The organism is Chryseobacterium flavum, from assembly GCF_003385595.1.
GTDB classification, from domain to species: Bacteria; Bacteroidota; Bacteroidia; order Flavobacteriales; family Weeksellaceae; genus Chryseobacterium; species Chryseobacterium flavum.
Genome location: NZ_QNUE01000015.1, coordinates 54,901 through 78,458, shown reverse-complemented (window position 1 = coordinate 78,458; position 23,558 = coordinate 54,901). Strand labels below are relative to the sequence as shown.

The following is a 23,558-nucleotide window of genomic DNA, read 5'->3' as shown; positions in this document are numbered from 1 at the left end:
GGAAGGCCTTATACCTTCCGCCTATGATTAAAAAAATCAGCTTACCTATTTTTTATTAAAATTTTCTGCAAAGAATCCCAGCATATATTTGTACAGCTCTATCCTGTTGGATTCTTTTCCGAATCCATGCCCTTCATCATATTTTACCATATAAGGAACTTCAAACCCTTTGGCACGCATTGCTTTGACAATCTGATCAGACTCATTAATGTTTACCCTCGGATCATTTGCACCCTGAACCACAAACAATGGCTTTGTAATTTTATCAATCTGATATACAGGAGAAACCTCTTTAGCAATTTTAGCTTCTTCAGGATTATCAAGGTCGTACCAAATCTGTTTTACCATTTCTTTATAAGGCTTCCAGTATTCCGGAAAAGAATCAAAAAAGGTAAAGATATTTGACACTCCTACATAATCAACACCGCATGCATACAGATCCGGAGTTTTGATCAGCCCCATCAAGGTAGCGTATCCTCCATGACTTCCGCCGTATATCGCCACCTTATCTTTATCTACCCAACCCTGGCTGATTGCATATTTCACCCCGTCTTCCACATCATCCATTGCTTTTCTTCCGATCTGCTTATACCCTGCTTTCTGGAACTCTTTTCCGTAACCACCCGATATCCTGAAATTCACCTGAAGCGTGGCATATCCCCTGCTTGCAAATAACTGAGCTTCCGGATTAAATCCCCAGTCATCTCTGATACCTTGCGGTCCTCCGTGAGGGTTTACGATTAACGGAACTTTTTTACCCTCTGATGCAGCCTTTGGCAATGTAATATATCCGCGGATTGTAAGACCATCCCTGCTTTTAAATTCAATAGGCCTCATCTCTGCCATATCCTCTTCTTTCAGCTGTGGCATCAGGTTATAAAGAAGTTTAAGATTTTTCGTTTTGGTATCGTATTCATAATAAGTTCCGTACAGTTTATCACTTCCGACAATGACCAGAAGCTTATCATTATTATCATCCGAGGACACGATACCAAATTCTTTATCTTTAAACCGGGCTTTTAACTGATCGTCTATTTCCTTATAAAATTTACTCATGGGAACCGTCTCTCCTTTTATCCCGTTATAACTGATATAATCAAGTTCATAGTTCCTGTTTTTGCCGGCAACACTTATAGAACCTACATCATATACAGGATTGGAATATACTTCCCTGATCACTGCATTTTTCTTTAAGTCATACAAAACAATCCTTGCTTTGTCACTGTCAAGGTTTGTAACCACATAAGCTTCGTCCTTATTTTTTGAGTTATCATTAAAACGGATAATACTGAACGTATCGGACCAGTCTGTTGATTTAACAAGATTGAATGTCCCGCTTTGCAAATCTTTATAATAGGTTTTAGTAGTCAGTCCGTTTTCCAGAACGGTATATCCTCTCAGATTCCCATCCTTATCAAAGATATAATCATCAATAGGGCTATTGACATTTTTATTTTCGTACAGCTGGGTCATTTCCCCTGTAATGAAGTTAATTTTATAGGGTTCAAAGATCTGTTTATTGTTTTTATTCATGCTTACCACAACAAAATCAGTATCTTTTATAGGAATTATTGTTCCTAAAGTGATTCCGTCAAATGGAGTCAGATCTTTGAGATTGCTACCATCAATATCCGCAGCATACAGATGGATGTTTTCATTCCCTCCTTTGTCCTGGGTATAAAAAAGCCGTTGTTTGTTAAGCCATCCATAGTTTTTAATCAGGTCATCTTTTTCTACAATCGCCTTGGTAATTTTTCCGGTACTCAGTTCCTTGACATAGACATGATTTTTCCGGTCCTGATCTTTTTCTTTGTAGGAAAGATATTTACCGTCCGGAGACAGTTTAAATGCAGAAGCTTTTGGTCTTGCGAAATAATCTTCAACTTTGTATTTGAAGTTTCCTTTGTCATAAGAAACAAGTTTCTCAAGATTAGCTTTGGAAGATGGCAATGTTGGATCACCCGGCAGTTTTGCCGTTGAGCTTTGTGCGTTGATCATAATGGCAGAGATTATAATATTTGCAGTGGTTAAAATTTTGTAATTGATGTTCATATAGTGTACGTTTTAAATTAAAACTCTGATCTTAGCTGAACTTTACATATCGCTAAAGAATCAATACTTCTTAATTAGACATCTGAATTTAGTAAAACGTTACATTATTCAACACTCAATGAAAAATATTTTCAATGTATAGACAAAAGACAGCCTTCAGGGCTGTCTTTTGTTTAATTCAGATATATTCCAAAATACCATGTCCAGACTATCAGGATAACCTGCATCGGAATCCTTTGCCGGTACAGGTACCTCATTCCTGGTCCGGTATGGTCAGCTTTGAAAATATTAATGTTTTTTCTGGATGAATTAATGTTTGCTATAAAAACCAATATGTAGAAAATAATCAGTAAAACTGCCGTTATTTCCCTGATCACAGGAATCATCAGTCCGATTCCCGCAGCAATTTCCAGGAATCCTGTACAATATACCCAGAACATCCGGGCAGGAATAAAATCAGGAATCATCATTTCCATTCCTTTCTGAAACTTAAAATGGGAAAGGCCCGTAAAAATAATGAAAACAGCCATTCCTAAATTTCCTGAAAATAAAACATCAGGTCTTCCGAGGAATATAAATGATCCCAGTAAAGACAGAATAAATGTTACAAAAAGGATTATTAATAATTTCATGTTTTCTCCGGGATGGCACTATAGCTTTACTTTATACTGTAGTCAGATTGACTCCTTCTGCCAGGCTTTTCACAACCATTAGTCCTTTTGTAAAACCGCTGTTCATATCGTCTTCCCATTCTTTGTCAACCTGTACTTCTACATGCAGTTTTGTTTTACCATCCAGATCAGTAAGAAAATACTTTTCAAATGATCCGCTCCATTCCATTACTTCTTTACTCTGAGTATCTTCCACTCCATTGCTTACCATTCCCAGGTGTTTAAAAACAATCTGGTTAGGTTCGTCCAAACTGTCAATAGTAGAAACCATTCCTTCTCCTTTATCATTAACAAAATAGGTTTTTCCTCCTATCTTCCAGTCTGATTTCATTTTAGATCCGGCACCGAAATACTTTGTCCACTCACTATAAGTGTCTGGTCCCCAAAGAATATCCCAAATTTTTTGCAGGGGTGCATTAATTTCTGTTTCGTACGATAGTGTTTCCATATGTTAATTTTTGTGATTTATAATCTAATTTCTTAGCAGCTCCTACAGCTGATTTTCCGAAAGATGTTTAACAAGGGACATTGCTTTTGGGAATTTCTCTTCAAAAAATTCTTTAAATTCTGCCGGAGTCTGAATTTCTGTTTTCAGTAAGGTTCCTTCTTCATTTTCCTCCAGGAAGTAGGCTTCTGTAGCCTCACCCCAATCCTGCGGGACTTCAATACCATCATAAATCTCACCCAGATGCAGGAATGTTATTTCTTGGTTAGGAATCACTTTTTTTACCCTGCTGTACATTCCGTTATTTTTAGGATCAAGAAATTTGATGATATTATTTTCTTCGAGCACTCCTTCGTAAAAAGAGCCATCTGTAAAAGCTGTTGTCCATTGTCTGTAGGTAATGTCACCCCAAAGCACACTCCATACTTTTTCGGGCTCGGCATTAATTTCTATTTCATATGATAATCGTTCCATATTTTAAATATTTGGTGGTGTAAGGTTCGGGAGTCTGAGAATTTTAGAGTTTTCTGAGCGGACAAATGTTCTATCGTCGCTTATAACTTCTTTCTATCCTCCAACAAAATCTCCCCCATTGATATGTATGACTTCGCCGGTTATATAGCTGGCATCCCTGGATGCTAAAAAAACATAAGCCGGGGCCACTTCAGAAGGCTGTCCCGCTCTCTTCAAAGGAGTGTCTTTCCCAAATGACTCAAGATCATCAAAAGCTTCTTTTACCAAAGGGGTCCATATTGGCCCGGGAGCGATACCATTAACAAGAATTCCTTTTTCAGCCAGGTTATCAGCCATTGACCTGATAAAGGACAGTATTGCCCCTTTCGTGGCGGCATAATCTATAAGATGATTACTTCCCCGGTAAGCAGTGACAGAGGTGGTACAAATAATCCGCCCTCCTTCATGAATAAATGGCAGAAGGTTCCTTGTAAAGGAAATCATCGACATGATATTGGTTTCAAACGTTTCCCGGATCTGTTCATCAGTAATTTTTTCAAGGCTGTTCTTTGAGGTATGAATTCCTGCATTATTGACAAGAATATCCAGCCTTTTCAATTCCTTTTTAATCGTTTCCGCACATTTGGTCCTGAAGGCTTTTTTAGTAAGATCACCTTTGATGAGGATACATGTCCTCCCTTCTTTTTCAACCAGCCTTTGGGTTTCTTTTGCATCATCATCACTTTCTTTGTAGATGATCGCAACATCTGCTCCTTCCCGTGCAAAATGAACAGCTACTGCCTGCCCTATTCCACTGTCTCCGCCGGAAATCACTGCTTTTTTTTCAAGTAATTTCCGGCTTCCCTGATAGTCATCCCGGATGATCTCCGGAAATATCCCTTCATTAGGGACTTTTGATTTGGATTGTGACTTGTTCTGTGTTTTCATAAGCAAATCTTTAGCTTAATCACATCAAACAGCAAGCCGAAAATATTTAAGACCTATACGCATCTTCCAGATCCTGAATAATAATTTTCTGCATTTTCATCATAGCCTGAACAACCTTATGTGCTTTTTCCTGATCAGAATCATTCATTAACTGGATCAGCCTTTTTGGGACAATCTGCCAGCTTAAGCCATATTTATCTTTCAGCCATCCACACATACTTTCTCTTCCCCCGTTTGAAGTCAGGGCATTCCAGTAATGGTCCGTCTGCTGCTGATCGTCAGTCATTACAACCATTGAAATTCCTTCATTAAAATCAAACTGATGATCATAAGAATTATCCATACAGAACAAACTGTAGTTATCAATAATAAAATGCGCATGCTGAATGTTTTCTGCCGGTTCCGGAATGGTATGCCCCTCTCCTCCTTCACCGTATTTTAACACATTTCCGATACTGGAATTCGGAAAAACCTGTGTATAAAGCTGCATTGCTTCCATTGCTTTACCATTATTCCCATGAATAAACATAAGGGTAGGAATGATTTTTTGTTCCGTTCTTTTTTCTCCCAGAAATAACTGCCAGGTTACTCCAAATTTATCCTGTACCCAGCCGTATTTTCTACTCCATGAATAAGATCCCAGCTCCATCAGGACTATTCCCCCTTCTACCAGTTTATCCCAATATCTTTGAACCTCATCTTCTGTCTCACAGATCACCATAAAGGATACAGAAGGATTTTTTTTAAATTGCGGACCTCCATTCAACAACATCAGCCGTTGTCCGAAAAGGTCTACATTCACTACAACAGGAGTATCCGCTGTAATCTCACCGTTAAATACTTTACAGTAAAATTCTGCAGATTGTTTGGCATCTCCGTCATACCAGAGACATGGAAAAATATCTTTATTCATAGTTTTAATTTTAAAATAATATTGTTTATACACTCCCAGACTGAACGGATTCCGTTAAGCTGTGAGTTTTTTATATACCTTACCGATAGGAAAAATCTGCATACTGCAGCAAAAGAAAAACCTTATGCCTTTGCTGCCACAGATTATGTTTTGACATTAAAAGTTTATCTTTTCAGATTTACCTATTCTATTTCCTTAAAAAACACCTGATTCTCTTTCATGTGATTCTTCAGTTTTTCTATCGTGTTTTTCCCAAAACCGTGGAGCTGCATGATTTCTTTTTCTGAATAATCGGACAGCTTTTCAAGGGAATTTATTTTTTCCTTCTCTAAAGCTTTTCTTGCAGGTATGGCAATAACACCATACAGAAAATCTTCTTCAGGATTATAATTAAGGGTATAAATGGAGTTTAAACTCTTTGACATGATAACTAAATTGATCATGGCTTCAAAAAATTTTTAGTGATTCTCAACGTATTTATGGAAATTATTGAGTATTGCATACCAGCCTTCTCTTTGCATTTCCACAGAGTTTTGCTTTTCCGGATCAAAGATCTCAGTAACTTTGGTGGTATTCTCATCAATCTTATTAAAGATTACCGTCACTTTTCTTCCGTCAGCAATATGATATTCTATTCTTTCATAAGGAGTAACCTGATCATATATTCCTTCAAAATCAAATCCGAAGCTTTTATCTTTAGCTTCCATCCTGTTTTTGAATTTTCCTCCCACTCTCAGGTCATTTTCAGAACTTGGACATTGCCAGCTGTCGTTGGCAAAATTCCATTTGGTGATATGCTTAGGGTCATTAAAATAATTCCAAACCTTTTCTACAGGGGCTAAAATTGTAATGTCAATCGTAATTGGGTCCATAGTTCTATATTTTAAGTGATTAGGCAAAGGGCAGCCCAAATATCGGACGCCCTTTTATAATTAGTTAAATATAAGACTATTTTGCATATTCTTCATTATAGTTCACCATCCAATGAACCCCATATTTATCCTGGAAACTTCCGAAATAATCTCCCCAGAACTGATCTTCAAGCGGCATCTCAATATTTCCGCCTTCTGAAAGTCCTTTAAAAAGCCTTTCTGTTTCTTCTCTTGATTCCGGAAAAATAGAAACATAATTATTATTTCCAACCGTCAGGGTTTGTCCGAACCCCGGAACGATATCTGATGCCATCAGCAGATCATTCCCGATAGGCAGGGCAATATGCATTACTCTGTTTTTTTCTTCTTCTGAAAGGTTTTCAGTTCCCGGAGCATTTCCCATTTTATGAATTTCACCAAGAAATTCCCCTCCAAAAACGGATTTGTAAAATTTGAACGCTTCTTCTGCGGTTCCGTCGAAATTCAGGTACGGATTTAATTTAGCCATGATTTTTAATTTTAAAGTGTTATTATTAAATGTAAGATTCTAACATTGAACTTTTTCATAAAGTCTGATCATTGCTTGACCGGATGACAAAATTTATAGGTTCAAAAATTTTTCTACTTCCTTTACGGTAAAGTCGATTAAGTTTGTATCCAGACTGCCATCAAAATCCGCCATCATATAAATGCCATGTGTTGCCGGCAGTATCATCACCTGTGAGCCCTTTACCAAACGCCACATTGCCAGGGTATGTTCAGGCTTCATTACATCTTTGTCACCACTGATGAATAATGCAGGTGACTGTATTGAGGTAAGCACCTCATCATCCCAATCTTCAAAAGTCTGCATTCTCTTACAATCCTTATCAAAAAGATTTTCAAGTTTTGAAAAATCCGGATTTAAACTTAAAAAATTGATCTTAAAAGGTTCCGGCATCGAATCAAAAGTGGCTTCCTGCATCCCTTCAAAAAAACCGTCAATCATACCATTCCTTTTATAGAACGCTGACGCTACAACCAGTTTGTCTACTATGCCGGGATGACGGTGGGCGATCTGCATAACAGTACTTCCTCCGTTACTGAAACCCCAGAATGAAGCTTTGGCAATATGAAGCTCCCCCAAAAGGGCGGCAACATCATCCGCATCCTGCTCAAAGGTTTCAGGAACGTAACGGTGATCACTTCTTCCATGATTCTGAAGATCAACCCCGATTAACTGAAATTTACTTTCAAGCCTTGCAATAACTTCCCTGAAATCATACAGAATAGAAGAGCCTCCGCCATGAATCAGTACCAAAGGTTCCCCTTCACCGTAGATCTCATAGTACATCCGGATCCCATTAACCTGCTTATATCCTTTTTCTTTTGGATCCATAGATTAATACTTAATATTTTCGTCCATATCATATTTCATTCCCGGATAATCCAGAATTCTGCGCATCAATCCCATCTGCCCGCACAAATAATCTTCACGGCCAATACACATTCCAATAAAACTTAGTTTGGTTTCTTTGATAAAAGGCACATTCATACCGACTTCAAAAATCTCATCCAGTTCTTGATCCGTTATGTTTAATAATTTCTGATAAACTTTTGGAGAAATCTCATGAAAATTTTTCTTAAGATCAGCCAAAGAAGGATAAGTAATGCTTTCGTCCAGAGCTTTTCCCTGGAAAAAAAGATTATTGTAGGGATCCTCGTCCTGGAGTCCCAATACGCTTCCCATACCGTAGCGCATATTTACAAAGTTTCCTGCCATCCAAACCATATGATTGGTTTTATTCTCAATTCTTTTTAATGCATCTTCTTCAGAAATGCCGTCCAAAACATTGATAAAGCTTTGGGTATGCATTCTGTAAGCCGGAGCTACGACTTCTGTTTTTTTTGATTTTGGAGTGTCCATTTTTAATATTTTTATGGATTTGATTTTACGGGTACATCTTTAATGTCTGTCACTTATTTTATGGCCCCGGGTTTTCCCAGGATTCTCCGGAGATAACCCAGCTGTCCGCTGTGATAGATTTCATGCAGGCAGAGCGTTGAAATATCCTTCGTTTTTTCAGCAGCAAAACCGTCAAGAGTATTAAGTTTTGCTTCCAGCCTGTCCTGGGACTTTTTCATATACGTTTTTAATTCTTCAAAATGTATAAACTCATCCTTCCTTTCCAAAGCAACTGCCCCGCGGTTATAACATGAGAATTTTTCTGCTTCCCATACAGACTCTTCGCCAAGTATATTCAGGAAAGCATTTCTGATGTAGATCAGATGTCCCAGAATCCAGTTCATACTATTGGCTTCATTATTGGGAAAAACCATTGATTCTTCATGGGTAATACCTTCTGTATTCATAGAGACCAGATAAAAAGTACTGGTCACCTGATTTTTTACAAATTCTATTTCGTTTGATTTTGTTTCCATCGAATGAATAATAAGTGTTACTGCTGCTATTACTGTTCTGAAGGGAACTGTGATATGTCCATATATGATATTTCCCACTGATGGCCGTCAATATCAGTAAAAGCTTTTTGATACATCCATCCGTGGTCCATAGGCTCACTATATTTAGACCCTCCGTTCTCTAAAGCGGTCTCTGTTATCTGATCTACTTCTTCACGGCTGCTTACTCCCACAGCAAGAAGCACCTGGGTTGTATCTCCTTTAGCAAAAGGCCTGTTGGTAAAAGTCTGGAAAAAATCTTCTTTAAGAAACATGGTATAGATATGGTCTTCCTTCATTACGACACATATTGCTTTTTCATTAGAAAACTGTTCATTAACAGTAAATCCAAGCTTCGTCCAGAATGCCCTGGTTTTTTCTACGTCTTTTATCGGTAGGTTGACATAAATCTGGTTAATTTTCATTGTTGTAATTTTTGGTGTTAAACTTGTAACCAAAATTACCAAGTGGCAATGAAAATTAACTTGTCATAAGGCAAGATTTAATTTTTCTTTGGATGGGAAACCAATTCTTTACGAATGCGGCTTAAAGACGTATCGGTAACTCCCAGGTAGGAAGCAATTTGTTTTAACGGGGCAAATTGTACCACTTTCGGTTTTTGCTCCAGCAGGTTCAGATATCTTTTTGTAGCAGAGAGTGTAAACATTTCAACTGACCTTTGTTTATAGTCAAAAAGTTCTTTTGACATCCATGATCTGCCCCATTCCCTGAGGTTAGGGATTTTATGAAATAAATCCTGAAATGTATTGTAATCGCATTTCCAGCATTCACAATCTGTAATGCAAACAATGTTTTCCTGGGACGGAATCCTTTGAAATAAAGATGAGACTTCGATAATCACCTCGTTCTCCACAAAGAAATGAGTGGTCACTTCATTTCCGTTGAAATCATTAACAAATGAACGGGCCAGACCACTTTCCAAAATATAATACTCGTTAGCCGTTTTACTTTCTTCAAGAATAAAGTCTCCTTTTTGGAAAGACTTTTTCTCATGTGCCTGAAATATCTCATCAAGCTCTTCCTGAAGAAAAAAAGGGAAATCATAGCATATTTCTAAGGCTTTACTGGTCATCAGTTCTATTTTAAGGTTTTAAAAATAAAATTTTTAATTCAATTAACGACAATAAAATTAAACAAATCATTAAAACCTTAAAAAAATAACCGCTATACTATTGAAACAAAAACAATAAGACAAAAAACAAAAATTAAACAATTGTTCTAATCTCCATGTTGATTGCTTAAAAATCACTAAATAAAAAGTAAATGGCTAAAATAAAGACAACTGAATAGGTTTTCCGGGCTTTTGGGCATCACCAAAAACAGTTTTCCCTCCGAATCGCCAGGAGTTTTGTCTTTCTTCTTCGATAACCTGCTGAATATCAAAATCAGGAGTAAAATCTTTCTCAGCAGTTGTAACGATCTGATGAAGCTTATTCAGGGAATTTAATTTATCAGAGTTACCCAGTTTTGATCTTTCTATTCCCTTTCTGAGAATAGTAATGCTTTCATCATATGTTTTGGTAGGAACGGGGAAAGGATGACCGTCTTTTCCTCCATGGGCAAAAGAAAATCTTGCCGGATCTGTAAACCTTGACGGGGCACCGTGAATCACTTCACTTACCAGAGCTAATGACTGCATTGTCCTTGGCCCCACCCCTTCCAGCAACAACAGATCTTCAAAATCCTGTGGCTGCTGCTCACGGGTAACATAGAGAAGAGCTCCCAACCGTTTTAAATCCACATCCGAAGCCCGCACATCATGATGCCCCGGGAGAATCAGTCTTGAAAAATCTTTCATGATCTCTGCCGAGTCTGTATGGGAAATATCCAGAATACCTTTTCTGTTATCTGAAGCTTCTGTAGCGGTAAGATTTAGAATCCGGCCTCTTGAAATACCATTTATTCCTGTATGAGGTTCTTCCACAAAAGATTTTATATTTTCCGAATGCCAGTGATATCGCCTGGCTGTTCCGTCTGATTCATGCATTCCCTGCTGAATAACGCTCCAGTTCCCGTTATCAGACAGGATAAAATTATGCAGATACAATTGATAACCATCCTGAATAGCCGTATTGTCAACCTTAGCTGAAAGTTTACTTGCCCGTACAAGTTCTGTTCCGTTTAACCCGGTTTTATCAGCAATACGGATAAGCTCTGAAGGAGTTTCCCTTGAAAACTTCCCTTTCCCTCCGCAAATATAAAGGCCTAATGAACCGGAATTGGGATTGATGGAACGTTTCAAAGCACCCATTACAGAAGTGGTAATTCCTGAAGAATGCCAGTCCATCCCCATTACCGCTCCAAAACTCTGAAACCAGAACGGATCAGCCAGCCGGCGCAATACCTCATCCTTACCATAATCCATGAGAATGACTTCGATGACAGACAATCCGAGAACAGACATACGCTCATACAGCCAAGGTGGTACTTTGCCGTAATGAAGGGGTAAATCTGCAGTTCCTGAACGTTTCATTATATGTCGTTTTGAAATTGTAAAGGTAGTTTTATTAATTTTAATTTTTAATGATCAGGATCATTATTCAGTTTTAAAACAGGCAGTCAATGAATTGAATAAAATTCCAGAGAGCCATGCTTTTCTTCATCAAATTCTTCGTTGAAAATAATTTTATTTCCAAAGGGATCATTTACAGTAAAAGAAACAGCATTATAAAAGGTTTTTTCAAGTCCCGGACGATTGTATTTATATTTTTTAGCAAGCAGCTCCCTATGGTATTCACTGATTCCGTCTGCCCAGATAAAAACATGGCTTCCGGGAGTTCCGTCACCATGATGTTCACTCAGATGAAGAATGATATTATCCTTCTTTACTTCCATGTAAACAGGAGTATTTTCTTCAAAATGATGTTCCCAGACTATTTCAAAACCAAGCCAGTTTATATAAAATTCAATTGTTTTCCGGTAATCAAAAATTCTGAGAACCGGGATGATCTGTTTTGCCTCCATCTCTGAACTTTTTATTGATGAGACAATATATTGATCAGTTTTCCAAAAGGATCTTTCACAAAAAACCTGCGTACTCCCCATTCTTCATTGGTAACAGGATACACAATCTCAAAACCGGCTTTCTTCATTTTAGTGTAAATATCATCCACATCATCTACTTCAACTGACAGGTCCGGAACTTCTGTATCATTTCCTCCCTGTATGGCAAAACTGAGCTGAACTTTTGCTTGCTCATCATTTCCAAGTGTTCTGATCCAGCCATGATCCATCAAAATTTCAAGTTCTAAAATATCCTGATAAAAAAGTCCTGCTTTCGGGATATCATCAGTTTTTATATTAGCTACAATTCTTTTGACCATAATATTTATATTTAAAAAGCCTTGTGAATTTACATAAATTTCACAAGGCTTTTCATTATTTCATTATTTATTGTTTATTTCAATGCTGCAAGTGCAGCCTCATAATCAGGTTCGTCGGCTATTTCCGGAACCTGCTCAGTATAAACAACTTTGTTGTTTTCGTCTGTAACAATCACGGCACGACTCAATAATCCTTTTAAAGGGGAGTCTGTAATCGTTACTTCATAATCGTCACCGAAGCTGCTTCTGAAATCTGAAAGGGTTTCAACATTATTGAGACCTTCTGCAGCACAGAATCTGCCTAATGCAAAAGGAAGATCTTTTGATACATTAATCACCACCGTGTTATCAAGTTTCACTGCTTCTTCATTAAATTTTCTGCTGGAGGCTGCACAGGTCGGGGTATCAATGCTCGGAAAAATATTGAATACTTTTTTCTTTCCTTCAAAGTTCTGAAGTGTTTTTACATTCAGACCTGAGTCTACCAGGGCAAAATCTTTAACAGTGGTTCCTACTGACGGTAATGTTCCTATTGTGTGTACTTCGTTTCCTTTTAGAGTAATGGTTGACATAATTTTATTTTTAAAGTTTTTCAAATTTAGTCAAAATACTTGCTTTTTTCAATGAAACAAAGGTTAAATTAATCTTAAAGCAAAAAAACTGAGTGCAGGATTCCTCCCCCAATTTAAATTTTAACTAAATTTGTGGGACTTAATTATCAAATAATAAATAACAGTATAATGTCAGAAAAATCAAAAATCTATTACACACTTACTGATGAAGCTCCAATGCTTGCTACCCATTCGTTTTTACCGATTGTAAAGGCTTTCACAAAATCAGCAAACATTGAGATTGCAGTTCCGGATATTTCTTTGGCAGGAAGGATTTTAGCCAACTTCCCTGAATTTTTAAAAGACGACCAGAAAATCGGTGATGCTTTGGCAGAGCTGGGGCAATTAGCCACTCAACCAGATGCAAACATCATTAAATTACCAAATATTTCAGCTTCTGTTCCGCAGCTGGATGCTGCTATTGCAGAATTACAATCTAAAGGTTTCGCAGTTCCAAACTATCCTGCAGAGCCTAAAAATGACGAAGAAAAAGCGATCAAAGCTAAATATGCCAAAGTATTGGGAAGTGCTGTAAACCCTGTATTAAGAGAAGGAAATTCTGACAGACGTGCACCAAAGGCTGTTAAAAACTATGCAAAGGCCAATCCTCACAGAATGGGTGACTGGGCATCTGACAGCAAAACAGACGTAGCCCATATGAACAATGGTGATTTCTATGGAACGGAAACTTCCACAACATTAGAAAACGCTACAAAATACAGAATCGTATTCAAAGGAAATGACGGTTCTGAATCTGTATTAAAAGATTTTGCAGGTCTTCAGGCCGGAGAGGTTATCGATTCTTCTGTAATGAACTTAAAAGCTTTAAAAGCATTCGTTCAGGAGGCTATCGAAGAAGCTAAGAAAAGAAATGTACTTCTTTCTGCCCACCTTAAGGCAACCATGATGAAAATCTCTGATCCGGTTATTTTCGGGGCTATCGTTGAGACTTTCTTCAAAGAAGTATTTACTAAGTATGCTGAGACCTTCAAGTCTTTAGACATCAATCCAAATAACGGTCTTGCTGATCTTTTTGAAAAAATTAAAGGAAACGCTCAGGAAGCTGACATCAAAGCTGATATTGAAAAAGCATTGGCTGAAGGACCAAGAGTGGCCATGGTAAACTCTGACAAAGGAATTACCAACTTCCACGTACCTTCTGACATCATTGTTGACGCATCTATGGCTGCTCTTGTAAGAGGAGGAGGTAAAATGTGGAACAAAGACGGAAATGAGGAGGATACAGTTTGTATTATTCCTGACCGTTCTTATGCTGGCTTCTATCAGTCTGTAATTGATGATATGAAAGCGCACGGAAAATTGGACCCTACTACAATGGGATCTGTTCCGAACGTAGGTTTAATGGCTCAGAAAGCAGAAGAATATGGTTCTCACGATAAAACGTTCCAGGTATCAGCAGATGGAACTGTAGAAGTTCAGGATGAAGCCGGAAATGTTCTTCTTTCTCAAAAAGTAGAAAAAGACGATATCTTCAGAATGTGCCAGACTAAAGATGCTCCTATTCAGGACTGGGTAAAATTAGCCGTTAACAGATCAAGATTATCTGATACTCCTGCTATCTTCTGGTTAGATAAAGGAAGAGCTCACGACAGGGAAATCATCAAAAAAGTAGAAAAATATCTTGCCGACCATGATACAACAGGTCTTGACATCAGAATTCTTGATGTAAAAGATGCCATGACTGAAACGCTTAAGAGAGCAAGAGAAGGTAAAGATACGATCTCCGTTTCAGGAAACGTATTGAGAGATTATTTAACAGACCTATTCCCAATCCTTGAGCTGGGTACTTCTGCAAAAATGCTTTCTATTGTTCCATTAATGAACGGTGGAGGTTTATTTGAAACCGGAGCCGGAGGTTCTGCTCCAAAACACGTTGACCAATTCCTTGAAGAAGGATATTTAAGATGGGATTCTCTGGGTGAATTTTTAGCACTTCAGGCATCTTTAGAACACCTTGCACAAACTCAGAACAATACAAAGTCTCAGGTTTTAGCTGATGCTTTAGATGAGGCAAACGCTAAATTCCTGGCTACAGATAAATCTCCTGCAAGAAAAGTAGGTCAGATTGACAACAGAGGTTCTCATTTCTATCTGGCAATGTATTGGGCTGAAGCTTTAGCTAACCAGACTGTTGATGCTGAATTAGCTGCTCACTTTGCTCCGGTTGCCAAAGCAATGCAGGAAAATGAAGCTGTAATCAATGCTGAACTGATCGGTGCTCAGGGAAAACCTCAGAATATTGACGGATACTATAAAACTGACACGTATAAAACGTATGCGGCAATGAGACCAAGTACTGTGTTAAATGAAATTATTGACGGAATCTAATTTTTCTGTTTCAAATTATATATAAAAAAGCTCCTTTTTTAAGGAGCTTTTTTACTAATAAATACTTTCTCAGACAGCATTCATTTCTATCTTACCTGTCCTCCACAATCACTCTCCTGTGTTCCCTCCCCCAATTAATCATCTCTGTAATGATTTTTCCGAATGTCCGGCAGTATCCGGTAGGTTCATACTCTATTAAAACAGGTGTTTCAGGATATACCGTACGTTTTACCAGTTTGTTCAGTTCCATATCTTTCAGTTCTTTAGAAAGCATTCTCGTCGTAATTCCCGGAATACTCCTTTCAATTTCCCGGAATCTACGGTTTCCGTTGCAAATCGAATTGATTATGGGAATCCTCCATTTCCCTCCGATAAAATAAAGCGTGTCCTGTAAAGCTCTGAGTTCTTCGTTTTGATCTCTTTCCATAATTGCAAAGTTAAGTGATATCATAAATGATACTGATATACTCTATTATACTGATTACAAAAGTATACCATTTTGAAATAACTTTGTCAAAAAATTTTAAAAATGAAAAAATTCACTAACAAACTAGCTGTAATAACCGGCGGGAATAGCGGAATCGGATATGCTACAGCTAAAGAACTTATCTCAGAAGGAGCAACAGTGATCATTACAGGAAGAAGAAAAGATGCGGTGGAAAAAGCAGCACAGGAGCTTGGAGCCGTTCCCTTCGTAGCTGACCAGGCGGATATTGAAGACATCCGTGTTTTGAAAAACAATGTGGAACAGCAATTCGGTAAGGTAGATATTCTCTTTATCAACGCAGGAATTACAGGAAGCATGACGTCAATTGAAAATATGGATATCGAAAATTTTGATCAGGTCATGAATATCAACTTCAGGGGAGCTTATTTTACCTTAAGCAAATTCACTCCCATATTGAATAATGGGGCCTCAGTGGTATTTCTTTCTTCTATTGTTGCTTCTACCTATAAACCCAACAGCTCCGTCTATCAGGCCAGTAAAGCGGCATTAAACTCTATTGCTAAAACGGCGGCTGCAGAGCTGGCTCCCAGAAAAATAAGAGTCAATATTGTTAGTCCCGGACCTATTAAAACAGAAATCATGAGCAAAGCCGGCCTGGATGAAGACACTCTCAAACATATCAATGACCAGCTTACCGATCAGATACCATTGAAAAAAATGGGCGTTCCGGAAGAGGTTGCCACACTTGTTTCTTATTTATCTGATGGCAGGGCTTCAGGGTTCATCACCGGAACAGAGGTTGTTATAGATGGCGGAATCACGTTATAATATCACATTATTCACAGTGCCGGTAATTTTCATTACCGGTATTTTTATTTTCAGCCCTTGAAATTCCGAATTCAGCTTCTTTTTTGTCGGTTTTAACCTGTCTTCCATTTCAGGACCGTTCTACCGGGCCTACTTTTGACTCATAAAAACAATCTCATATGAACACCGTAAAGAAAAAAAGAAATCTTGTTGCCATTGCTTTTCTGGCTATACTGGGAATCTTCGGAGGATTGCAGTTATTCAGCAGCCCTTTGGAAGGGAAACCTGTTACCCGGAAAATAGAAGCACCACGGGAAGTTATTGCAATTCTGGAAAACTCTTGCTTTAACTGCCATTCCAACCAGCAGAACCTGAGCTGGTATGATAAGATTGCGCCTGTTTCATGGGCTGTTAATAAAGACATTAAACGAGCAAGGGAAGTTCTTAATTTTTCGGAATGGGAGAACATCTCTCCTGCTGAGCACCAGGGTAAAATGTATGCTATTCTAAATATGATGCAGAGTGGCAAAATGCCTCTCCATGAATATACGCTTCTTCATCCGGCAGCTAAAATTACAGAGAAGGACATCGAAACCATAAAAAAATACACCCTTTCTTTATCTTCTGCAAAACCCTCGTTATCCCATATAACCATCAATCAGCCTGCGCATACAACGTCTGAAACACAGTCTCCAAAATCCTCAGGCTTTCCCATATCACCAAATGGAGTACAGTATACCGATGACTTTAAAAACTGGAAAGTAATCAGTATGAGTACGCTTTTTGACCATTCAATCCGGGTGATCTACGGAAATGACATTGCAGTAAAAGCTGTGGAAACAGAAAACTTTCATCCGTGGCCGGAGGGAAGTATTGTAGTGAAATCGGTATGGAAGCAGGAAGAGTTACCTGATGGAGAAATCAGGGCCGGAAAATTCATCAATGCCCAGTTCATGGTAAAAGACTCTAAAAAATACCAGGATACCGAAGGCTGGGGCTTTGCAAAATTCTCAGGAGACGACCTTCATCCGACCGGAAAATCTGCTTCATTTGCCAGGGAATCCTGTATTGCATGTCACAGGCAGCTCGCAGAAAAAACAGGATATCTTTTTGATGTTCCTATGAAAGTCAATACACAAAGATTAATACAAAACTTACAGAAACAATGAAAAATACAATATTAATCCTCATAGCAGGTTTCACAATGTTTGTCTCATGCAAAGAAAATAAGGATAACGGTCTTACAAGAACAGTTTTTGATCCCGAAAACCTGAAGTTTATTTCTACCTCCCTTAATCCTGGAAAAAAAACAATGTCAGCTTTATATGGAAATGACCAGGCATTCAGATCTCTGTCAGAAACAGCCAGCCAGCCTGAAGCAGGAAGCATTATGAAGCTGGTAACATGGCGTTATCATGACAACCCTCAGTATACAGGAGGAACCATTACCGGCGAACTGGTAAGCATTGAAACAGTAAAAACAGATCACCTGGGAACTGTATCCTATAAAAACCAAAGTACAGATAAAAACAATCAGTCGGAAAAAGAAAGAATACAGTACTTTATGAGCTATAAACCGGTAAGCAGGCCTTAAGACCAGTTTTGGACTTATTTTGTTAAAGGTGTATTTATCAAGCAAATTAATACTCAATAAACAGTAAAAATTAACAGACCAAATAAGCACACCATTATCAATTTACCATCATATATTTATAATCATTAATATTTTTCATTTTTACCAATAAAAAACATTAATTTAACCTTTTGAAATCTGCAGTTCTCATGCAACAGCAAAAAATAAAAATTTCGCAGGCGGTAATCTGGATAAGCTCAATTTTTCTGGGTATTTTATCATCCGTTCCTCAGCTTGCATCCCATGAATTCAACTGGAAAGAAGCTGTAGTAAATTCAGCCATAACAGCCGCATTTTCAATTATCATGTGGTATATAAACATCTATATGCTGAACCGTTCTGCCGGAAAGCGCAGGCAACATATTTCCTATTCAAGGCTGCTTGTTATTTTAGCCTTTGGTATGGTGATCATGTTCGGACTGGCCTGGATCCAGCAGCTGATCCTTTCCCATATCAATTTCGGACCGGTTATGCTGATGGTTGAAGTAAGGGGAATACTGATTAACCTGGTATGTTATATGTTTTTAACTCTACTTCAGAACAATTATACGGGACAACAGATACAGCTTGAACTGGAAAAAGTAAAAAGTGATAACCTTGGGGCTCAGTATGAACTTTTAAAACAGCAGATCAATCCGCATTTTCTTTTCAACAGTTTAAATACCCTGAAATTAATGGCAGAAACCAATGATGAGGAAACCACAGACTTTATCATTAAGCTTTCTGATTTTTACAGGTTTACCCTTGAAAGCAGGAAATTAGACCTGATCAGTGTTCAGGAAGAAATGAGAATTGTAGAGGCCTATCTTTTCCTGCAGAAAGCCCGATTCGGAGAAGGAATTACATTCACCAATCTGCTGGAAAAAGAAACTGAACAAACCCTCATTCCTCCTTTCACCCTTCAGCTGCTGGTAGAAAACTGCATTAAGCATAATGTAGTATCACAAAGTAAGCCTTTACATATCAGAATTTACAATACCAATGACAAAATCATTGTTGAGAATCCTATACAACGCAAAATAACCCTGGAAGATTCCCTCGGAGTCGGGCTTGATAATATCAAAATGCGTTATAAGCATCTTTTAGAACAAGACATTATTATTCATTCAGACGAAAAAATTTTCCAGATAAAACTCCCTTTAATTCATGAATATCATCATCATTGAAGACGAATTCAGAGCTGCAAAATCTCTTCAGAACCTCATTGCAGATTTAAAACCAGACTCCCGGATCTCAGGAGTCTATGACAGTATAGAAACCAGTATAGAAGCATTAACCAAAGAGCCGAAACCCGATCTCATCTTTATGGATATCCAGCTTTCAGACGGTCTTTCTTTTGAGATTTTCAAAGCCGTCGAAATTACCTGTCCTGTAGTTTTTTGTACTGCTTTTGACCAATATATGCTGGATGCTTTTAAAAGTAAAGGGATAGATTACGTTTTGAAACCTTTTTCCAGGGAAGATATTGCTGAAGCCCTGAAGAAGGTTGATGAATTAAAAAAATTTTTCCAAAAAGACGAACTGCCTGATCTGGAATCTTTTTTACAGAAGATAAAACAGCCTGAAGGAAAAAGCAGCTTTCTGGTTTTTAAAAATCAGAAGTACACCACTGTTCCCACAGAAAGTATTGCTTACTTTTATATTCATAATGAGATCACACACCTGGTTACCTTCAGTAAGGAACAGTTTCAGCTCAGCCAGCCTCTTGGCCAGATTGCGGAGCAGGTGTCGGACAAACAGTTTTTCAGGGTTAACAGGCAATATCTCGTTAATTTTAAAGCGATCAGGGAAATGGAACATTATTTCCAGCGTAAAATTCTTGTTAAGCTGGTGGTTGATACTCCTGAGAAACTTTTGATCAATAAAGAAAAAACACATAGTTTTTTCAGTTGGCTGGAAGACAGATAACAGGAGAAACCGGAAGCACACCAATTTTGAAATATTTCAACCCTGATTGTTATGATCGGGGTTCTTTTATTTCATATTGATATCACTATGAAACAAAATATCCCCCTCCCAATTTCCGGTTTCCCCTTCAGATTTGTCCGTTTGAACCTTTTTTGTATTCTTTATCTTCTATTGAGATTCTACTTTTGAATCAAAATTAAAGATATGATACTTAAAAACTTAATCACAGTGAGTGCCTTCACTCTACTTCTATTTGCTGCCTTTGCCTTTGTACAGAAAAATAAAACTCAGGAAATATCTCCTGTCTCAGCTGCTGAAAATAAAGGATTCGCTGTCCTGGAACTTTTCACATCTGAAGGTTGCTCAAGCTGTCCGCCAGCGGATAAACTGATGGGACAGATTGAAAAAGAATACAAAAACCAGCCGGTTTACATTCTGTCTTATCACGTAGACTACTGGAACCGTCTCGGATGGAAAGACCGGTTCAGTTCCGTTGAAAACTCACAACGTCAACAGCAATACAGCAGTATACTGAATTCACAAACCTACACTCCACAGCTGGTTGTTAATGGAAAAAACGAATTTGTGGGTTCTGATACCAATGCAGTGTCTACAGCGATTCAAAATGCATTATTTAATAGTAAAAATATCCCTATTGACCTGTCTGTAACCGTTTCAGGAGATAAAATCAGAGCTTCCTTTAAAACAGGGACCACTGATTCCAGAAATATTTTACTCATCAGCCTTATTGAGAAACAATCTTCCACAAAAGTAGGTAAAGGTGAAAATGAAGGACGTCATTTACAGCACTGGCAAATTGTTCATAAGCAAAATCAGATCTTACTGAATAAACAGAGTGAAGGAGTATCATCCTTCAAAACTCCTGATCATTTTGTACCGGAGAATTGGGAAATCATTGCCTTTATCCAAAATCCGAAAACAGGAGAAATCTCAGGCTCAGCAAAAGCAGATTTCAACTAAATATTCTCTATTCCCTTTCATACAACACGTATTTAACCTACAACAATAACAATTAAAATAACATCACAATGAAAACAAAAACAACAAAAATCATTTATTGGTCCGGAGCTATTTTCATGTCTCTATGGTTTGGAGCCAGCGGCTTCTTTGAACTTACAAAAAATCCTGTTGTATGGGATATTACCCAGCAGCTTGGCTATCCTCCGCATTTCATTTACATTTTAGGGGTTTTCAAAATTTCGGGTATACTGGTCCTTCTGCTTCCCGACAGATTACTGAGATTAAAGGAATGGGTATTTGCAGGAATGTTTTTTGATATCATTTTTGCCTTTTTTTCAAAAATTGCCGTTCTTGGCTTTCCGGCAACTATAGATGCCATTATAGCATTCTTCGTGCTTTCGGTTACTTACTTAATGTTCAGAAAACTTTATTCTCCTGAACTGGTTTTTGGAGAGGATTAATAATCAAACATCTATAAATTACCCATGTATACAATATATCCTCCCATTGCCAGGGAGGATATGTTTTTGTCCCTTCAGTCTTTAGCTGCCGCACTCCGGATAAGGAAAAGACAGGGATCATTATATTATATTGTAAGATTAATTCATAAAGCCTTCTGGAATCCACTCAAATGCGGCTCCGCTTTTCTTTGTAAATCCCAGCCCCGGCCAGGGCAAATGGTAAGCAAAAGCTCTTGTTTTAGTTTCTGCCAGCTGCTGAAGAAGGTTCTTTCTTGAGGCTGCTGCGATATCCAGATCGGTATCTCCAAAATATCCCCATTCAGGATGCTGGAAGAGAATCACATCTGAATGAATAAGATCCGCAACATACATCAGTTTTTCATTGCCTGAAGATATGGTGGTAACTGTTAAGCCGGGAGTATGCCCCGGTGCCAGCTGAAAGTTGAAATGATCATACAAAGTATTGTTCAGATCATAAAACTTTATTTTCGGACGGATGGTCTTCAATATATTCTGAACTGCCGGAATAATCTGGTTAAGAAGATCAGGCTGTGTTTTTAACCCACTGTTGCTAAAATCTTTCACGGAAGTACTTTTCCAGAAATCGTACTCCACTTTTGAGATAAAAATATCAGCGTTGGGAAAAACAAGATTGTTCTGTTTATCTACTGCACCTCCTATGTGGTCCGGATGTGCATGGGAAATAAACACCTCTGTAATATCTTTTGGTGAAAATCCTGCCTTCTGTAGGCTTCTCAAAAGGAAACCTGTCCTTTCATCGGCAAATATTCCCATCCCGGTATCCATCAGGATCAGCCTGTTCTTCGTTTTAACCAGCAGGATATTCATCGCCATATCAATAAAATCCTCAGATCTGAAACTGTCTTTGAGAATAGCTTTCAGTTCAGAAAGGTTTCCTCTCGGTGCAAAAGAGTTCAGGTTGGTTTCATGAATGTATCCGTCTGTGAGAATAAATAGTTGCAGGTCTCCCAGCTGAATCTTTTTAAAGCCGGAAAGGTCTTCCTTATTTTTTTCAGTAATCTTCTTTTCTTCAGCAAAGACTCCGGAAAAGGGAACAAAACTTAATGTACCTGCGAGTAACCCGTTTTTTATCAGTTCTCTTCTATTCATATTGACAAGTGATTTTGTGTTATGTTCAAAAAAACAGGGCTTCTTTCATTCAGAAACCCAGCTTGTACTGTTTGTTCTTAGTTATTGACCAATTTCATAGACCCTTCGTTATATCTTTCTCCCACATTAGGGTATTTTTTAAGAATGGCATCTATGGTATCCAGATCTGAAGGGGTAAGCTCAATGTTCACTGCTTCAATGTTTTCTTCCAGGTATTTGATTCTCTTGGTTCCCGGGATCGGAATAATATCATCTCCCTGGTTCAGTACCCATGCCAATGCCAGCTGAGTTCCTTTTACGCCTTTGGAAGCAGCAAATTCATTGATCTCATTGGCCAGACGGATATTATTTTCAATATTTTCCTGTTGATAACGCGGTAATGACTTCCGGAAATCATCATCCCCGAAATTCTGCACTTCATTGATATTGGAAAAAAGACCTCTTGCTAATGGAGAATAAGGAACTAAAGTAATCCCGAGCTCTCTGATCACAGGAAGGATCTCTTTTTCAATGTCCTTTGTAAGAATTGAATATTCTGACTGTAAGGCAGCAACCGGGTGAATTTCATTTGCTTTACGGATGGATTCTGCTGAAGCTTCTGAAAGCCCGATATACTTCACTTTTCCTGCTTTTACCAGCTCTGCCATTGCTCCTACCGTTTCCTCAACCGGAACATTAGGATCTATCCTATGGGCGTAGTACAGATCAATCGTATCAATTTTCAGTCTTTGAAGGCTTAAATCTACCGCCTGCCTGATCCATTCAGGTGAACCATCAAAATAGGTGCCCGGGGCTCCGCTGTGACTGGCTTTTCCATCTTTAAACCTGAATCCGAATTTGGTGGCAATAAAAATCTTATCCCGGTTTGGAACCAGAACTTTGGAGATCAGTTTTTCATTTTCCCCATCAGCATACATATCGGCCGTATCCCAGAAGTTAACGCCCAAATCCAATGCCCGGTGTAATGTATTGATGCTTTCCTGCTCATCTGCGGGACCATAAGCAAAACTCATTCCCATACAGCCTAGTCCTATTGCGGAAAGCTGCTCGCCTGTGTTTCCTAACTTTTTAAATTTCATGATGTTTGGTTTA

The 23,558-nt window shown here is 38.2% G+C and carries 29 protein-coding genes; 8 read left to right on the top strand and 21 right to left on the bottom strand.

Annotation, left to right across the window (positions count from 1 at the left end; genetic code table 11):
• Positions 1-45: 45 nt before the first annotated feature.
• The 18 genes from DRF59_RS16680 to tpx form a co-directional block, all read right to left on the bottom strand.
• Positions 46-2,052 carry a S9 family peptidase gene (locus DRF59_RS16680; protein ID WP_115962775.1) on the bottom strand — a complete coding sequence of 669 codons (2,007 nt, stop codon included), beginning with the start codon at positions 2,050-2,052 and terminating at the stop codon, positions 46-48.
• 173 nt (positions 2,053-2,225) lie between these two features.
• A complete protein-coding gene (locus DRF59_RS16675) occupies positions 2,226-2,684 on the bottom strand; it encodes a DoxX family protein (RefSeq protein WP_115962772.1) in 459 nt (152 codons plus the stop codon).
• A gap of 31 nt (positions 2,685-2,715) precedes the next feature.
• Positions 2,716-3,171 (bottom strand): SRPBCC family protein, encoded by a 456-nt coding sequence (locus DRF59_RS16670; RefSeq protein WP_115962770.1) that lies wholly within the window; start codon positions 3,169-3,171, stop codon positions 2,716-2,718.
• A gap of 42 nt (positions 3,172-3,213) precedes the next feature.
• Positions 3,214-3,642 carry an SRPBCC family protein gene (locus DRF59_RS16665; RefSeq protein WP_115962767.1) on the bottom strand — a complete coding sequence of 143 codons (429 nt, stop codon included), beginning with the start codon at positions 3,640-3,642 and terminating at the stop codon, positions 3,214-3,216.
• Between the two features lie 93 nt (positions 3,643-3,735).
• Positions 3,736-4,569: an SDR family oxidoreductase gene (locus tag DRF59_RS16660; protein ID WP_115962764.1), complete on the bottom strand. Its 834-nt coding sequence runs from the start codon at positions 4,567-4,569 to the stop codon at positions 3,736-3,738.
• 46 nt (positions 4,570-4,615) lie between these two features.
• Positions 4,616-5,482 carry a VOC family protein gene (locus DRF59_RS16655; protein WP_115962761.1) on the bottom strand — a complete coding sequence of 289 codons (867 nt, stop codon included), beginning with the start codon at positions 5,480-5,482 and terminating at the stop codon, positions 4,616-4,618.
• Positions 5,483-5,664: 182 nt separating this feature from the next.
• Positions 5,665-5,907 (bottom strand): DNA-directed RNA polymerase subunit alpha C-terminal domain-containing protein, encoded by a 243-nt coding sequence (locus DRF59_RS16645; protein ID WP_241505612.1) that lies wholly within the window; start codon positions 5,905-5,907, stop codon positions 5,665-5,667.
• 33 nt (positions 5,908-5,940) lie between these two features.
• A complete protein-coding gene (locus tag DRF59_RS16640) occupies positions 5,941-6,354 on the bottom strand; it encodes an SRPBCC family protein (RefSeq protein WP_115962756.1) in 414 nt (137 codons plus the stop codon).
• 76 nt (positions 6,355-6,430) lie between these two features.
• A complete protein-coding gene (locus tag DRF59_RS16635; protein ID WP_115962753.1) occupies positions 6,431-6,862 on the bottom strand; it encodes a VOC family protein in 432 nt (143 codons plus the stop codon).
• A gap of 93 nt (positions 6,863-6,955) precedes the next feature.
• Positions 6,956-7,732 (bottom strand): alpha/beta fold hydrolase, encoded by a 777-nt coding sequence (locus DRF59_RS16630; RefSeq protein ID WP_115962750.1) that lies wholly within the window; start codon positions 7,730-7,732, stop codon positions 6,956-6,958.
• A 3-nt stretch (positions 7,733-7,735) separates the two neighbouring features.
• Positions 7,736-8,260 (bottom strand): DinB family protein, encoded by a 525-nt coding sequence (locus tag DRF59_RS16625; protein WP_115962748.1) that lies wholly within the window; start codon positions 8,258-8,260, stop codon positions 7,736-7,738.
• A gap of 53 nt (positions 8,261-8,313) precedes the next feature.
• Positions 8,314-8,775 carry a hypothetical protein gene (locus DRF59_RS16620; RefSeq protein ID WP_115962745.1) on the bottom strand — a complete coding sequence of 154 codons (462 nt, stop codon included), beginning with the start codon at positions 8,773-8,775 and terminating at the stop codon, positions 8,314-8,316.
• 29 nt (positions 8,776-8,804) lie between these two features.
• The gene (locus tag DRF59_RS16615) at positions 8,805-9,218 is read right to left on the bottom strand and encodes a VOC family protein (RefSeq protein WP_115962742.1); all 414 of its coding nucleotides are present in this window, start codon (positions 9,216-9,218) and stop codon (positions 8,805-8,807) included.
• Positions 9,219-9,295: 77 nt separating this feature from the next.
• On the bottom strand, positions 9,296-9,886 hold the full coding sequence (locus DRF59_RS16610; RefSeq protein WP_115962739.1) for a Crp/Fnr family transcriptional regulator: 591 nt from the start codon (positions 9,884-9,886) through the stop codon (positions 9,296-9,298).
• Between the two features lie 195 nt (positions 9,887-10,081).
• Positions 10,082-11,287: a DUF763 domain-containing protein gene (locus tag DRF59_RS16605; protein WP_115962737.1), complete on the bottom strand. Its 1,206-nt coding sequence runs from the start codon at positions 11,285-11,287 to the stop codon at positions 10,082-10,084.
• Positions 11,288-11,373: 86 nt separating this feature from the next.
• Positions 11,374-11,778 carry a glyoxalase superfamily protein gene (locus DRF59_RS16600; RefSeq protein ID WP_115962734.1) on the bottom strand — a complete coding sequence of 135 codons (405 nt, stop codon included), beginning with the start codon at positions 11,776-11,778 and terminating at the stop codon, positions 11,374-11,376.
• 11 nt (positions 11,779-11,789) lie between these two features.
• Positions 11,790-12,137, bottom strand: a complete 348-nt coding sequence (locus DRF59_RS16595) for a VOC family protein (protein ID WP_206606752.1) — start codon at positions 12,135-12,137, stop codon at positions 11,790-11,792.
• 74 nt (positions 12,138-12,211) lie between these two features.
• Entirely contained in the window at positions 12,212-12,709 is a 498-nt protein-coding gene (gene tpx / locus DRF59_RS16590) for a thiol peroxidase (RefSeq protein WP_115962728.1), read from the bottom strand.
• Positions 12,710-12,877: 168 nt separating this feature from the next.
• Between tpx and DRF59_RS16585 the strand changes: the two genes are divergently transcribed.
• On the top strand, positions 12,878-15,097 hold the full coding sequence (locus DRF59_RS16585) for an NADP-dependent isocitrate dehydrogenase (protein ID WP_115962725.1): 2,220 nt from the start codon (positions 12,878-12,880) through the stop codon (positions 15,095-15,097).
• 91 nt (positions 15,098-15,188) lie between these two features.
• Here the strand turns inward: DRF59_RS16585 and DRF59_RS16580 are convergent, their stop codons facing one another.
• A complete protein-coding gene (locus DRF59_RS16580) occupies positions 15,189-15,524 on the bottom strand; it encodes a winged helix-turn-helix transcriptional regulator (RefSeq protein ID WP_115962819.1) in 336 nt (111 codons plus the stop codon).
• A 102-nt stretch (positions 15,525-15,626) separates the two neighbouring features.
• Here DRF59_RS16580 and DRF59_RS16575 point away from each other — a divergent pair, with 102 nt between their 5' ends.
• The 7 genes from DRF59_RS16575 (at position 15,627) to DRF59_RS16545 (ending at position 21,335) form a co-directional block, all read left to right on the top strand.
• Positions 15,627-16,373 carry an SDR family oxidoreductase gene (locus DRF59_RS16575; RefSeq protein WP_167456689.1) on the top strand — a complete coding sequence of 249 codons (747 nt, stop codon included), beginning with the start codon at positions 15,627-15,629 and terminating at the stop codon, positions 16,371-16,373.
• Between the two features lie 158 nt (positions 16,374-16,531).
• Entirely contained in the window at positions 16,532-17,521 is a 990-nt protein-coding gene (locus DRF59_RS16570; RefSeq protein WP_115962722.1) for a heme-binding domain-containing protein, read from the top strand.
• Entirely contained in the window at positions 17,518-17,946 is a 429-nt protein-coding gene (locus tag DRF59_RS16565) for a hypothetical protein (protein WP_115962719.1), read from the top strand. Before DRF59_RS16570 ends, DRF59_RS16565 begins: the two co-directional genes overlap by 4 nt.
• A 188-nt stretch (positions 17,947-18,134) precedes the next feature.
• Positions 18,135-19,151, top strand: coding sequence for a sensor histidine kinase (locus DRF59_RS16560; protein WP_115962716.1), 1,017 nt, complete (start codon positions 18,135-18,137; stop codon positions 19,149-19,151).
• A complete protein-coding gene (locus DRF59_RS16555; protein WP_115962714.1) occupies positions 19,132-19,893 on the top strand; it encodes a LytR/AlgR family response regulator transcription factor in 762 nt (253 codons plus the stop codon). Before DRF59_RS16560 ends, DRF59_RS16555 begins: the two co-directional genes overlap by 20 nt.
• A gap of 204 nt (positions 19,894-20,097) precedes the next feature.
• Complete coding sequence (locus DRF59_RS16550; RefSeq protein ID WP_115962711.1) at positions 20,098-20,874, top strand: DUF1223 domain-containing protein; 777 nt, start codon at positions 20,098-20,100, stop codon at positions 20,872-20,874.
• Between the two features lie 68 nt (positions 20,875-20,942).
• Complete coding sequence (locus tag DRF59_RS16545) at positions 20,943-21,335, top strand: DoxX family protein (RefSeq protein ID WP_115962708.1); 393 nt, start codon at positions 20,943-20,945, stop codon at positions 21,333-21,335.
• A gap of 138 nt (positions 21,336-21,473) precedes the next feature.
• On the opposite strand, the gene DRF59_RS16540 is transcribed toward DRF59_RS16545, so the two are convergent.
• Positions 21,474-22,466, bottom strand: coding sequence for an MBL fold metallo-hydrolase (locus tag DRF59_RS16540; protein ID WP_115962705.1), 993 nt, complete (start codon positions 22,464-22,466; stop codon positions 21,474-21,476).
• Positions 22,467-22,543: 77 nt separating this feature from the next.
• A complete protein-coding gene (locus DRF59_RS16535) occupies positions 22,544-23,545 on the bottom strand; it encodes an aldo/keto reductase (RefSeq protein WP_115962702.1) in 1,002 nt (333 codons plus the stop codon).
• Positions 23,546-23,558 lie beyond the last annotated feature (13 nt).